This window comes from Intestinibacter sp. (genome assembly GCF_022780145.1).
Lineage (GTDB): Bacteria > Bacillota > Clostridia > Peptostreptococcales > Peptostreptococcaceae > Intestinibacter.
Window position 1 is genome coordinate 1 of sequence record NZ_JALEXO010000199.1, and the last position, 14,660, is coordinate 14,660.

General features: G+C 30.6%; 13 protein-coding genes and 1 pseudogene. All 14 read right to left on the reverse strand.

Features of this window, described 5'->3' with window-relative positions:
* Positions 1–368, reverse strand: a 368-nt coding sequence (locus tag MR593_RS07705; RefSeq protein WP_290691603.1) for a YlmH/Sll1252 family protein, incomplete at its 3' end; no start/stop codon positions are given.
* 2 nt (positions 369–370) lie between these two features.
* On the reverse strand, positions 371–631 hold the full coding sequence (locus MR593_RS07710) for a YggT family protein (RefSeq protein ID WP_290691605.1): 261 nt from the start codon (positions 629–631) through the stop codon (positions 371–373).
* Between the two features lie 20 nt (positions 632–651).
* Positions 652–1,137 (reverse strand): annotated as a pseudogene (locus MR593_RS07715) (cell division protein SepF).
* A gap of 93 nt (positions 1,138–1,230) precedes the next feature.
* Complete coding sequence (locus MR593_RS07720; RefSeq protein ID WP_290691609.1) at positions 1,231–1,929, reverse strand: YggS family pyridoxal phosphate-dependent enzyme; 699 nt, start codon at positions 1,927–1,929, stop codon at positions 1,231–1,233.
* Between the two features lie 10 nt (positions 1,930–1,939).
* Positions 1,940–3,004 (reverse strand): HlyD family efflux transporter periplasmic adaptor subunit, encoded by a 1,065-nt coding sequence (locus tag MR593_RS07725; protein WP_290691611.1) that lies wholly within the window; start codon positions 3,002–3,004, stop codon positions 1,940–1,942.
* A gap of 167 nt (positions 3,005–3,171) precedes the next feature.
* On the reverse strand, positions 3,172–4,527 hold the full coding sequence (locus MR593_RS07730; protein ID WP_290691613.1) for a PFL family protein: 1,356 nt from the start codon (positions 4,525–4,527) through the stop codon (positions 3,172–3,174).
* Positions 4,528–4,536: 9 nt separating this feature from the next.
* Positions 4,537–4,806 carry an ACT domain-containing protein gene (locus MR593_RS07735; protein ID WP_290691615.1) on the reverse strand — a complete coding sequence of 90 codons (270 nt, stop codon included), beginning with the start codon at positions 4,804–4,806 and terminating at the stop codon, positions 4,537–4,539.
* A 233-nt stretch (positions 4,807–5,039) separates the two neighbouring features.
* A complete protein-coding gene (gene serS, locus MR593_RS07740; RefSeq protein ID WP_290691616.1) occupies positions 5,040–6,323 on the reverse strand; it encodes a serine--tRNA ligase in 1,284 nt (427 codons plus the stop codon).
* A gap of 401 nt (positions 6,324–6,724) precedes the next feature.
* Positions 6,725–8,218 (reverse strand): alanine/glycine:cation symporter family protein, encoded by a 1,494-nt coding sequence (locus tag MR593_RS07745; protein ID WP_290691617.1) that lies wholly within the window; start codon positions 8,216–8,218, stop codon positions 6,725–6,727.
* Positions 8,219–8,600: 382 nt separating this feature from the next.
* Positions 8,601–10,070, reverse strand: coding sequence for a stage IV sporulation protein A (spoIVA, locus tag MR593_RS07750; RefSeq protein WP_331474766.1), 1,470 nt, complete (start codon positions 10,068–10,070; stop codon positions 8,601–8,603).
* A 162-nt stretch (positions 10,071–10,232) separates the two neighbouring features.
* Positions 10,233–11,258: an NAD(P)H-dependent glycerol-3-phosphate dehydrogenase gene (locus MR593_RS07755; RefSeq protein WP_290691619.1), complete on the reverse strand. Its 1,026-nt coding sequence runs from the start codon at positions 11,256–11,258 to the stop codon at positions 10,233–10,235.
* A gap of 21 nt (positions 11,259–11,279) precedes the next feature.
* Entirely contained in the window at positions 11,280–11,888 is a 609-nt protein-coding gene (gene plsY / locus MR593_RS07760; protein WP_290691621.1) for a glycerol-3-phosphate 1-O-acyltransferase PlsY, read from the reverse strand.
* A gap of 21 nt (positions 11,889–11,909) precedes the next feature.
* On the reverse strand, positions 11,910–13,238 hold the full coding sequence (der, locus tag MR593_RS07765; RefSeq protein WP_290691623.1) for a ribosome biogenesis GTPase Der: 1,329 nt from the start codon (positions 13,236–13,238) through the stop codon (positions 11,910–11,912).
* A 13-nt stretch (positions 13,239–13,251) separates the two neighbouring features.
* Positions 13,252–14,577 carry a DUF512 domain-containing protein gene (locus tag MR593_RS07770; RefSeq protein ID WP_290691625.1) on the reverse strand — a complete coding sequence of 442 codons (1,326 nt, stop codon included), beginning with the start codon at positions 14,575–14,577 and terminating at the stop codon, positions 13,252–13,254.
* Positions 14,578–14,660 lie beyond the last annotated feature (83 nt).

Sequence of the window (14,660 nt, forward strand, 5' to 3'; positions counted from 1 at the left end):
TTTTCTCGTTTTATACCTAAATGTAGCAAAGCTCCCAAATAATCTCTATGAGAAATGCTTTTAAATTTAAAATTTCCTTCAATTTGTATTGCTTTTAAACTACCTGTTACTTCTTCCTCTTCAATATAATATGGAAAAATATATATTATTTGTCGTTCTGATCCTTCATATCCACCATCTACCTTGTATTTTAAATCACTCTCTGAATTTAAAATATCTATAGCATTTTTAACTTCAAAAGGATTTAAAAACTCTGTGGCTTTTATATCGTAATTTTTTAAGCAACTATTCGCTTTATCTATTACTTTGTACATTTTGTTTTTGAGTTCTATATCTTTAATATGTGCTGTAAGTCTTAATTTATCCATTTCTACCAGAATATAATATATACTAATCTCTTCATTAATTCTATTAATAAAATAGCCACCACTGGTGAAAAATCAATAGGAATTGACACATATCTATATAAAACCTGTCTTATCGGCTCTTCAATCGGATCTGTAACTATACTTAAAACCTTGTAAATCTTACTCATCCTAATTGATGGTATCCAACTCAATAAACATTGTATAAGTATGATGAATGATATTAAATTCAGTAATTTTATCAGCGATATTGCCAATATATACATATTATTTCTCCTTTATTTAATTATTTTTGCCATGGAAAAAAGGCCTTACTTTCTAATTCCTTTTTCATATTTGCATCTATATCTACATTATTTGGTGCTAATATAAATATTGCCTTTGACACCTTTTGTATAGTTCAATCTATTACATAAAATGCACCACTCATAAAATAGAATATTGCCTTTCTAGTGTCTACATCTTGAGCTAGTCCTTCTAAATTAACTATAACAGCCTTTTTTTGTTTTAAATGGTCTGCTATCACAGTTACATCTTCGTATTTTTTAGGTTCTACTATTACAACTTTCATTTGATTCACTCCATGTAAATTGACAACCTTACTTGCTGCTGTAGCCTTAGTTGGGCTTTTTATTGCACTTGTGTCGTTACCTATTGTTTCTTCTTCAGTTTCTTCTAATTCGTCTTCTAATTCATCTTCTTCATAGTAATCATCTTCTTCTGTCATCCAATTTTTAAATTTAGAAAATATACCATTTGACATTATTTCCATCCTCCTTTAAATTTATAATCCTTTTTAAATATTTTTAATTATATTTTCGAATACTAAATATAATTTTATATACATAATAAATAATTCTTAATCTTATTTATTGTAATTTCTCGGACCAAATATAGCTGTTCCTACCCTTACAATAGTTGCTCCATTTTTTATTGCTATGTGATAGTCGTGGCTCATTCCCATAGATAAAGTATCCATAGATACATTTTCAAGTTCAAGTGATTCTATTTCTAAGGATAAATCCTTTAAACCTTTAAACACGCCTTCTATAACTTCTTCATCTTCTACAAATGGAGCCATTGTCATAAGACCTCTAATTCTTATATTTTTATATTTTTCAGATACCATCTTCACAAAGTCTACTACATCATCTTTATAAAGTCCATGTTTAGTTTCTTCTTTTGATATGTTGACTTGAACTAGACAATCTATAACTCTGTCTATTTTTTCTGCTCTTTTTTGAATTTCTTCACATAAGGCTTCCCTATCTAGAGAATGTATCATTGTAACCTTATCGATTATATATTTGACCTTGTTAGTTTGCAATGTCCCTATTAGATGCCAATTTACTTTATCTCCAATTACTTCGTACTTTCTAGCTAACTCTTGAGGTTTATTTTCGCCTACATCTGTTATACCAGCATTTATAGCTTCAAGTACTGCATCAGTATCGACTGTCTTTGTAACAGCCATCAAATTGACTTCTTTTGGGTCTCTACCACAATCATTGCATATTGATGCAATTTCATTTTTAATTTTATTGATATTTGCTTCTATACTCATTACTTAAACGTCACCTGCTCACTTTAATATTTTTGTTTACAAAATTTGGATATAATAATATTCTATCATATAAATTCAAATTTTTTTCATCTTTACTTCTATTATAATCCACATAAACATATTTTTCATCTTTATAAAAATTTTTACCTAAACTTACAAATTCAGGCATTTTTGTTTCTTCATTTATTACATAAACACCTAAAATATTATTTTCTTCTACAATAGATTCTATCGGTATCTTAAAACCTTCTATTTTTTTATATATTATATCAAATTCTTTAATTCTTGTATCGTATATTGAGGTATTTTGTTGCATAATTTTTATCAATACAGCATTTTCTCCTTGTTTTTTATATGTTTTGGAAACTTTGGCTTTAATTTCCTCATCATTTAAGACAATACCAACCTCTCGATCTTTTTTTAAAACATTTTTGTCTGTAAAAATATAAATATATACTTCGTTCGGATTTATTATTCTCAATAATATATCTGATGAATTTACTTTGTGATTTTGAGCTTTTATATCTATAAAATCATTTTTAGTTGAAGTAATTATGCTTTTATTTATATCATTTATTTGATCTAAATTTTGAAAATCATCATCGTACTTAAAAGACACAATTCCTGAAACAGGAGATTTATAATCTACAAAATAATTATTTCTTTTTGTCTCTAATATTTTCAGCTGTTCTTTTTTATTTAATATAATATTGGAATTTGTACTATTTCTTTCTTTCTCTAATTTTTTTATATCATCTCGTAGAGATTTAATTTGACTTGATATTTCATCGTCATGACTAGATTGATTTACTGTAAGTATTAATTTATCCTTTTGAATCTTTTCTCCAGAAGATACCTGATAGCTTACTATACCTTCTTCATTTGATTTTATAAGGTATTCATCCATTACCACTAATCCAGTTTCCTTAATTTTTAATGAGATATGCTCAGTTTCGAGTACTTGAGTTTTTGTAAAGTAACCAATTGTCCAAATTATAATCTGAACTAATATATATACAATTACTATAAATATAAATAAATTCGTATATTTTATTTTAATTTTCTTTTTTCCCAATACCACACCCCCTAAAATAATCGACTATATTATTATTTACTCATATAAATTATTTTTCCTTTAAATTTTGATAAACCAATTGTTAAAATTTTAAATATTATTTTCAAAAAAAAATAGCTGTAAAATGATTCAAAATCAATTTACAGCTATTTATATATTTCATATTGTTAATTTTTAAATGAATGTATTGGAGCTGGTATTTTACCACCTCTGTCTATGAAATCTTTAGAAGAATATTTATTGACTTCCATTACAGGAGCTCTACCTAATAGACCTCCAAATTCAACCATTTCGCCAACCTTACAGCCTGGAGCTGGTATAACTCTGACTGCAGTTGTCTTGTTGTTTATCATACCTATAGCAGCCTCATCAGCTATCATAGCTGATATTGTTTCAGCTGGAGTATCTCCAGGAACTGCTATCATGTCTAAACCAACTGAACATATAGCTGTCATAGCTTCTAGTTTTTCTAAGCATAAAGAACCATTTAAAACTGCATCTATCATTCCCGCATCCTCTGATACTGGTATAAATGCACCGCTTAATCCTCCTACACGAGAGCAAGCCATAACTCCACCTTTTTTAACAGCGTCGTTAAGTAATGCTAGTGCTGCTGTTGTACCGTATGCACCTACAACTTCAACACCCATTTCTTCAATTATATTTGCAACAGAATCACCTATTGCTGGTGTTGGGGCTAATGATAAGTCTACTATACCAAAAGGAACTCCTAGACGTTTAGACGCTTCTTGACCAACTAATTGTCCCATTCTAGTTACTTTAAATGCTGTATTTTTTATTGTATCTGCTACAACATCAAAAGGTTCACCTTTGACCTTTTCAAGTGCTCTTTGGACAACTCCAGGGCCACTTACACCTACATTTATAACTGTATCTGCTTCTCCAACTCCATGAAAAGCTCCTGCCATAAATGGATTATCTTCAACAGCATTACAGAATACTACTAATTTAGCACAACCAAATCCCTTTTGTTCTTTTGTAAGTTCAGCTGTTTGTTTTACTATTTGTCCCATTTCTTTTATTGCATCCATATTAAGACCAGCTCTTGTAGATCCTACATTAACTGATGCACATACCTTATTAGTACATGCTAAAGCTTCTGGGATTGATTTTATTAAAATTTCATCGCCTTTAGTGTAGCCTTTTTGGCATAAAGCAGAAAATCCACCTATAAAGTCTATTCCTAGTTCTTCTGCTGCTTTATCTAAAGTTTTGGCAAATTCCACATAATCTTTGTCATCACAAGCTCCTGCTACTATTGATATAGGTGTTACAGAAACTCTCTTGTTTACTATTGGAATCCCAAACTCACTTTCAATTTCTTTACCTACCTTTACTAGATCCTTAGCACAAGTAGTTATTTTTTTGTATATTTTTTCTCTTGCCTTTTCTCCATCAGGATCGATACAGTCAAGTAGAGATATCCCCATTGTTATAGTTCTAATATCTAATTTCTGTTCTTCTATCATGCTGATAGTTTCTAGTATATTTTTAACGTTCATGATTACCCCCTAAATTCTATGCATCTTGTTAAAAATTTCTTCTCTTTGGATTCTAGCTTCTACGCCTATAGATTCTCCTCTTTTTACTAGAGCATCTTTGATTTCGTCAAAAGATTTAGAACTTGTGCCCAAATCTACCATTACTACCATAGTGAAAAAGTCTTCCATTATAGTTTGTGTTATATCAATAATATTGACATTTAATTTAAATAATTCATCAGATATCGCTGCCACTATCCCCACTTTGTCTTTTCCTATTACTGTTAAAAATGCTTTCATTATTTCTCCCCCTTTACGTTGATGATTTAATTCTATTATTATTTGCATAAAATGTCAAACATTTATTGTATATTTTTAAAAATAGTTCTTATTTTAATCTATATAATACTTTTTATATGTATTGTTTTTGTATTGATGTTCGTTTTTAATATATTTTTACTATTTTCACAAAAAAAGCACCTATAAAATCATTATAGGTGCTCTTTTCTATCATAAAATATTTTATTATTGAATTATAATATATCTTGTTTTCCTATTACATCTGTTCCCATGTAAGGTCTTAATACTGCTGGTACTACTACAGAACCGTCTTCTTGTTGATAGTTTTCAAGTATAGCAGCTAATGCTCTACCTACAGCAAGACCTGAACCATTTAAAGTATGACAGTATTCAGCTTTAGAATCTTTGCTTCTCTTAAATCTTATTCCAGCACGTCTAGCTTGGAAGTCTTCACAGTTTGAGCAAGAAGATATTTCTACGTATCTATTGTAGCTTGGCATCCATACTTCTAAGTCGTATTTGAAAGCAGCAGTGAATCCTAAGTCACCTGTACATATTCTTACAACTCTATATGGTAATCCTAATTTTTGTAGTAAATGTTCTGCATTTGCAGTTAAGTTTTCTAATTCTTTATATGATTCTTCTGGTGCACATATTTTAACCATTTCAACTTTGTTGAATTGATGTTGTCTAACTAGACCTCTAGTATCTCTACCTGCAGAACCAGCTTCTGATCTAAAGCATGGAGTATAAGCAGTGTAGTTAAGTGGTAATGCATCATATGGAAGTATTTCATTTGCATGTATATTAGTTAGAGGTACTTCTGCAGTTGGTATTAAATAATATCCGTTATCTACTTTGAACATGTCTTCTTCAAATTTTGGTAATTGACCAGTTCCTATAAATGAATTTGCATTAGCCATAAATGGTGGTATAAATTCAGTATATCCTTGAACTGTTGTATTTTCATCTAGGAAGAAGTTATATAAAGCTCTTTCTAATTTAGCTCCTTGACCTTTATATAAAGTAAATCTTGATCCTGTTATTTTAGCAGCTCTTTCGAAGTCTAATATACCTAAATCAGTTCCTATATCCCAGTGAGCTTTGAAATCAAAGTCAAATTTTCTAGGTTCTCCCCATTTTCTTTCTTCTACGTTATCAGCATCAGTTTCTCCTTGAGGAACTTTTGGATTTGGAACATTAGGTATTCTAAGCAATCTATATCTTAATTCTTCTTGAACTTTTTTAACTTTTTCATCTTCAACTTTTATTTTGTCTGATAATTCTTTAAGTCTAGCTTTATCTTCTGTAACGTCCTTTCCTTCTTTTATAAGTTGAGGTATTTTTTTAGATTCGATGTTCATTTCGTTTTTCATTACTTCAACTTCTTTTAATAATTCTCTTCTTTCGTCGTCTAATGCTACAACAGCATCAAGGTCAAATTCTTTTTCACCTCTTCTGTCCATAGCTTTTTTAATATCATCTAAGTTTTCTCTTATTCTTTTGATATCTAACATTTTTTTCCTCCTAAGTATTTTATTATGTATAATTGCACACCTAATAAAGGTATTATTCCCTAAACAGATTTATCCAATTTAACTATATTTTATTCATTTAGAATTATATTGTCAATTCTTTAGAAAAAATATGTCGGTTTATATAATATAAGCAATTTACACCCTATATAAAATTATAACCAATCTTAAAAAAAATTCCATATATAATTATGATATAAATAAATATTTTTTATTTTATTTCCAATTTATACAAATTTTATACATATTTACATATAAATTTATGTAATTTAAACATTTAGCACATCAAGTACACCACTATTTCTCATATATATAAAAAGGGGATACTTAAACTATGCATCCCCTTATCATTCGCTATTATTTTAAATTATTATTTGTTATTTCTAAGCTTTTTTAGATTCTTTAGCTCTTTCTTCCCAGAAAGTAGCTCCTTTTATTCCTAAGCTAACAGGATCGAAAGTGATTTCTGTAGTAGGAACTCCAGCTTTAAGTTGACGTTCATAGTCATTGAAGCATTTCATAACTGTATTAGATAAGATTAATATAGCTATGATATTTAACCATGCCATCATACCAACACCGATATCACCCATTGTCCAAGCTAGAGTTGCTGATTTAACTGCACCAAATGCTACCATTACTAAGAATACTACTATTAATACATATATAGCTGCTTTAGAACTCTTACCACCAGTTATTTTCTTAATTATATAAGTTAAGTTAACTTCTGCTATGTAGTAGTAAGCCATTAATGTAGTGAATACGAAGAAGAATAACGCTATAGTAACGAATGCTCCACCGAATCCATGGATTAAAGTATTTATACCAGCTATAGTGTATTGAGGACCTATTTGATCAGGTGTAAATGCTTGTCCAGCATTGTATATAACTTCTCCAGTTTTTTCATTGAAAGTTGTATAGCAGTTTGTCATAAGTATCATAAATCCAGTTGCAGAACATACGAATAATGTATCTACATATACTGAGAATGATTGTACGAAACCTTGAACTGCTGGATGGTTAACTTCTGCAGCTGAAGATGATTGTGGACCAGTACCTTGACCAGCTTCATTAGAGTAAACACCACGTTTAACACCCCAAGCTATAGTAGAACCTATTATACCACCAAATGTAGCATCCATACCGAATGCACCTTTAAATATTTGTCCTAAAACCATAGGTAATTGTCTTATATTAACAATTATTATAATTACTGCCATTAATATGTATATACCACCCATGAAAGGTACTATAAATTCAGCGGCAGAACCGATTCTCTTTATACCACCAAGAACAACTATACCAGTTATAACAACTAATATACCTGCTGTTATAGTTTTAGATAGACCAAATGTAGATTGAACTGCATCTGCTATAGAGTTTGATTGAACTCCTGGTAATAATATACCTATTGCTATTACTGTAACTATTGCGAATAATAATCCATAAGCTTTTGCAAATCCTGTTTCACCAAGACCTTTTTCTATGTAGTATGCAGGACCTCCACGATATTGACCTTCGTGTTGTTCTTTATAAAGCTGACCTAAAGTAGATTCTGCGAATGCTGAACCTGCTCCTAGGAAAGCGATTGCCCACATCCAGAACAATGCCCCTGGACCACCCCAAGCAATTGCTGTTGCAACACCGGCGATATTACCAGTACCTATACGACCTGCTAATGCTGTACAGAAACCTTGAAATGAAGATATACCTTCATCAGATTTTTCACCACTAAGAAGTAATTTGATCATAGTTTTTAGGTTTCTTATTTGAGAGAATTTAGTTCTTAGAGAGAAATAAACCCCTGATAATAAGCATAAATAAACTAACCAGTTACTCCATACGACGTTATAAATCGCGTTTATTATGTTTTCCATAAAACCCCTCCTAAAAATTTAAAAAAATAATATACCTTAGAGATTTTTTTTAATTAACATGTGCAATACATATAAATATGTGCGATACATATAATTTTTTTTAAATCTCTTAATATTATTATACTACATTTTTCGCTATTTTTCTAACTTTTCTTATTTTTTTATCTATTTTAGCAAAACGTTTTCCCTAAAAACCTTTATATTTCAATGCTTTGAAGTCAAAAAAAAATTTCCTTAATAGCATAAGGAAATTACTAAAAAAGCCTTTTTTTGTAACCTAAATAGCATAAAACAATTAAGAATTTTATGAATTGATTGAATTTTCATTTATTTTATAATATGAATAAAATCACATATTTTTTACATATTTATATATATTTTATTATAGGATTATAGTTATTATATTATTACTACCTTCATTTATAATTTTTTGTAGAGTTTTCTGTATTTTAAATCTTATTTCTTCTGGCATAGTATATAATTTACTCTGTAATTGTTCCTTGACTAAATCATTTAATGACTTGCCGAACATATTTGACTCCCATATCTCACTAGGATTTTGCTCAAATTCATTTAAAAGATATTTTACCATTTCTTCACCCTGGTTTTGGTTACCTACTATTGGAGATACTTCTGTCGAAATATCTGCCTTTATAATGTGAAGGGATGGAGCATTTGCTTTTAATTTAACTCCGTATTGCTTTCCTTGTTTTATAATTTCTGGCTCCTCTAAACTCAATTCACTTAAAGATGGTGCTACAACTCCATATCCAAAATTTTTAGCATCATTTAAGGCAACCTCTATTTTATCGTATTCCTGTTTTATTTTAGACAAATTTGTGACTAAGTTTAGTAATTGGCAATCCTCTTCAATTTTAAATCCGCTTTTTTCTTCTAAGACATCGTAAAATAATTCTTGCTTTGTTCCAAGCTCAATGTTAATTACACCCTCTCCTAATTCCACACTCTCTACTGTGACACCTTTTAAAAATTCTAGTTCTTCAAATCCCTTTACTATTTTATCTATATCTCTAATTTTTTCTAAATTTACTATGCATTGTTTTAATGTCGATATGATACTTTGTTTCACCCAATGGTCCTTTTCTAATCCTTCTACCCATTTAGAAATATTTATCCTTATTTCATTTAGTGGAAAATCGTATAAAACTGTCTCCAATATATTTTCTATATCAGATTCCTCCATTTGCTCTACATTTACAGGCAATATAGGCACTTCGTATTTTTCCTCTAATTCTTTTCTCAAGGCTTTTGTTTTTTCTTCCTTAGGAGTTAGACTATTTAAAACTACTACAAATGGTTTTTTTATTGTCTTTAACTCACTTATTACCCTCTCTTCTGCCTCTATATAATTTCCCCTTTCAATTCCTGTTACAGATCCATCAGTTATTACAACCACCCCTATCGTCGAATGATCTCTTATTACTTTTTTTGTACCTATTTCTGCAGCCTCTTCAAATGTCATAGCGTCTTTTGACCAAGGTGTAGATACTAATCTTTGCTTTCCATTTTCCTCATGACCTAATGCACCCTCAACAATGTATCCCACACAATCAACCATTCTAACCTTTAGGGATACTGAATCCTTTAATTTTATAACTATGCCGTCTGCTGGCACAAACTTTGGCTCTACAGTCATAATAGTTTTCCCTGAACCACTTTGAGGTATTTCATCTCTTGTTCTCTCTCTTTTAAAATCATTTTCTATATTGGGTAAAACTAGTGTTTCCATAAACTTTCTTATAAATGTTGATTTTCCCGTTCTGACAGGTCCGACGACGCCTATATATATATCGCCTTGAGTTCTCTTGGCTATATCCTCATAAATGTTCATAATTATTCCCTCCTGTATACATTTCTTATTAAAGTATATTGAGGAATTTTAAATTTTATAACAAAAATCTTAGGAGCTAAAAATCAAACCGTTTAAAAAATAAAAACCGTATAAATTTTGACTTCTAATCCAAATCAAAATCTATACGGCATTTTGTATAAATTAATTATGTACAAAACCGTGATTAACGACTTCTTCCATTTCATTTTTCTTATTTCTAGTCATAAGAAATTTTACAGCTTCCTTCGGATCGACACCTTGATATAATACTGAGTAAATTGCATTAGTTATAGGCATATCGATATTTAAGTCCTTGCTGACCTTATACGCAACCTCTGTGGCTACAATTCCCTCTACAACCATTTGCACTTCGTCTAGAGTTTCTTCCAAACTTTTACCTTGTCCCATAAGTATACCAGCTCTTCTGTTTCTACTGTGCATACTAGTACAAGTAACAATTAAATCACCGATTCCAGATAAACCAGTAAATGTTGTAACATGGGCACCCATGGCAACTCCTAATCTGCCTATTTCTGTAATTCCTCTAGTCATCAAAGCCGCCTTTGTATTATCTCCATATCCTAAACCATCGCACATACCAGCTCCACAGGCTATTATATTTTTTAAGGCTCCACCTAATTCGACACCTATTATGTCTGGATTAGTATATACTCTAAGTGTAGGATTCATAAATGCCTCCTGTACAATTTCAGCTACTTTCAAGTTTGGTGATGCAGCAACTATTGTAGTCGGCATATATCTAGAAACCTCCTCTGCATGAGATGGTCCAGATAGAGTTACGTATTCATTATCTGGCAGCTCCTCTTTGACTACTTGAGATAATCTAAGTCCTGTTCCTTTTTCAAGCCCCTTTGCAACATCGACTATTATTTGGTCTTTTTTGATAAAAGGTTTTATCTGTTTACTGACACTTCTCACAGCCTGAGATGGAACTGCTAATACTACTATTTTACTGTCCTTTATTACACTTTCTAAATCAGTGGATATTTTTATGCCATCTGGAAAAACTACACCTGGTAAAAACTTAGAATTCTCCCTTGTAGAGTTTATTTCATCGGCTTGATTTTGATTTCTAGTCCACATATCTACCTTGTATCCATTTTTACAAAGAGCTAGTGCAAGAGCACTTCCCCAGCTTCCTGTACCTACTACACACATTTTATCCATAACGACACCACCTAGTTTAAATTATTGTTTTTTTTCGCCAAGCTTTCTCTCTGTTCCATTTAGCAGGCGTTTTATATTCGCTCTATGAGTATAAACTACTGATGCAGATAAAAACAAAGTAACTAAAACTCCCTTTGTATTATGAGTAATAAGCATCAATATAGGAGATATACATATACCTAAAACAGAACCTAAAGAAACGTATTTAGTAACTGCTACTATTATTAAAAAAAATGCAAAACAAGAAAGAGCTAAAATAGGATTTACAGCTAGCATTGAACCTAAAGAAGTAGCAACTCCTTTTCCTCCTTTAAATCCTAAAAATGCTGGCCAATTATGTCCCGCTACGACAAACACTACAGCTATATAAGCACTTGTTATTTCATCAGCTCCTGTGTAATGAGCCAGTATTCTAGCAAAAAAAACTGCTAACATACCTTTTAATAAATCTCCAGCAAAAGTCAAAGCCCCTGCCTTTTTTCCCATAGTTCTTAGAACATTTGTAGAACCTGCATTTCCAGAACCTTGTGTTCTTATATCCACTCCTGCAAGTTTTTTACCAATAATATATGATGTTGATATATTGCCTAAAAGATAGGCAACTACTATTATAATTAAATAAACTAACATATCTGGCCCCCTACATATATATTATTTTCTTCTTTGTTTTTCTCTATATTCGAATTGTATTGAAGTTCCTTCAAATCCAAAATTTTCCCTTATTTTATTTTCAAGATATCTTTGATAAGAGAAGTGAGTAAGCTTTTTATCATTTATAAATAATGTAAATTTAGGTGGTTTAGTTCCAGTTTGTGAACCGTAGTAAATTTTAAGTCTCTTACCTTTATCTGATGGCGGTTGATTAAGCATAACTGCTTCACCTATAACATCATTTAATGCAGATGTAGTAACGCGTTTTGCGTGTTCTTTTGCAACAGTATTTACAGTTTCTAGTACTTTGTCCATTCTCTTATTTGTAAGAGCTGAAACGAATAAAATAGGCGCGTACATCATGAATGGGAATTTTTCTCTTATATCCTTTGTGTAATTACCTAATGTCTTGTTGTCTTTTTGTACTAAATCCCATTTATTTATTACAAATATACATCCCTTACCTTCATCGTGAGCTATACCTGCAACCTTAGTATCTTGTTCTGTAACTCCTTCTGTCGCATCTATAACTATTAAAACCACGTCAGCTCTCTCAACAGCACTCATAGCTCTGATTACACTGAACTTTTCTACTCTCTCGTATACTTTGCTTTTTCTTCTTATACCTGCTGTATCTATTAATAGATATTGTTGTCCATCCTTTTCGAAGTATGTATCTATAGCATCCCTTGTAGTACCTGCAATTGGACTTACTATAACTCTATTTTCACCTAAAAGGTTATTTAATATTGAACTTTTACCTGCATTTGGTTTACCAGTTATCGCTACTCTAATTATATCTTCGTCGTATTCAGTGTTTAATCCTTTAGGGAATTTTTCTACGACTTCATCTAGTAAATCACCAAGTCCCATACTATTCGCACTTGATATTGGATATGGATTGCCTAAGCCTAATTCGTAGAAATCGTATATATTGTCCATTTGTTTTACGCTGTCAATTTTGTTTACAGCTAGTAAAACTGGTTTGTTTGTCTTTCTAAGTATCTGTGCTACTTCTTTGTCGGCTGCAGTAAGACCTGCTTTACCATCTACGACAAAAATTATAATATGCGCCATATCTACAGCTAGCATAGCTTGATTTCTCATTTGAGATACTATTATATCTCCGTTGTCCTTTTCTATACCACCAGTATCTATTAGAGTAAAATACTTGTTTAGCCATTCTACCTCTGCAAATATTCTATCTCTCGTAACTCCTGGTGTGTCTTCTACTATTGATATTCTTTTTCCTGCTAATTTATTAAACAGCGTCGATTTTCCTACATTCGGTCTACCAACTACTGCTACAATTGGTCTATTATCGCTCATTTTATTCTCCCTTCTAGTTTATTATTCTATCTACAAATATTTTTCCTTCATTTTCGCAAGGTATAACCTTTACGTTTAATTTTTCTTCAAGTTCTTTTAATGTTATATCGTCTAAAAATACTTCTTCATCGCCTTTTAGCATAGATCTAGTTATATATAATGCTTCTCCTAAATCCTTTTTATCTAGCTGCTTTATAATGTCTGTAGCTGTGATAAGCCCTGACACAGTAATAGTATGTCCGAAATAATCGTTTACTATTTTATAGACATTTATCTTTATATTTTTAAATTTTTTCATTATTTTATCTGCCATATCACATATAAATTCATAGGCAGAGCTTCCTGTTGCTATTGAAATAGTCTTTTCTATATCGTCATTTTCTTCTAAAGTCCCTAGATATCTTACAATTTCTGTACCTTGCTTGCAAATCATACCTACACCGTCTTCAAATTGTAAAAATCCTTCATATTCATCATAATTTAATAGCGGTCTTTTTGCAATTATATAAAATTCATCTGATAAAAATGCAAATCTAGTATCTAATTCTTTTAAATACTTTTCTTGTAATCGATGTACCTGATTTATAGTTTGATTTGCTGCTTCGTAATCGAATATATCTAGCTTTGCTAAGTTTTCTCTGTATTTTGTGATTCCTACAGGAACTATAGCAACACTATTTACATACGGATATAAGCTAGATAAATCACTTAGAGTTCTATCTAATTCCTCTTTATCATTATATCCTGGACATAAAACTATCTGACAGTTCATTTCAATCTGTGCATCTGCTAGTCTCTTCATAGTTTCTAGCAATTTTCCAGCACGCTTATTGTTTATCATCTTTGTTCTAAGCTCTGGATTTGTAGTATGCACTGAAATATTTATAGGACTTATTCTATATTTTATTATATTTTGTATATCTTCTTCACTCATATTTGTCAAAGTTATGAAATTTCCTTGTAAAAAAGAAAGTCTTGAATCGTCGTCTTTGAAATAAAGGGTTTTTCTCATTCCCTTTGGAAGCTGATCTATAAAGCAAAAGATACATTTATTTCTACAGCTCTTTGCCTTATCGATTATAGGATTTACAAATTCTATACCTAACTCTTCATCAAAATCCTTTTCTATTTCATATATATAGACTTCTCCATCTCTTTTTTGTATTTCTAACTCTATATATTCGTCGCTTATTAAAAATTTATACTCTATAATATCGTGAATTTTTTGGTCATTTACAGCTATTAATAAATCTCCTACTTCTATTCCGATTTCTTCGGCAATGGAGTCTTTATAAACCTTACTTATTATATTATTGCTATTTTTTACATTCACTTCCATAAACTTTCACCCTTTTCTTAAAATACATCACTTTATCATATCGTATAATTTTAAGTTAGTCAAATACTTAAATTTCTATACAT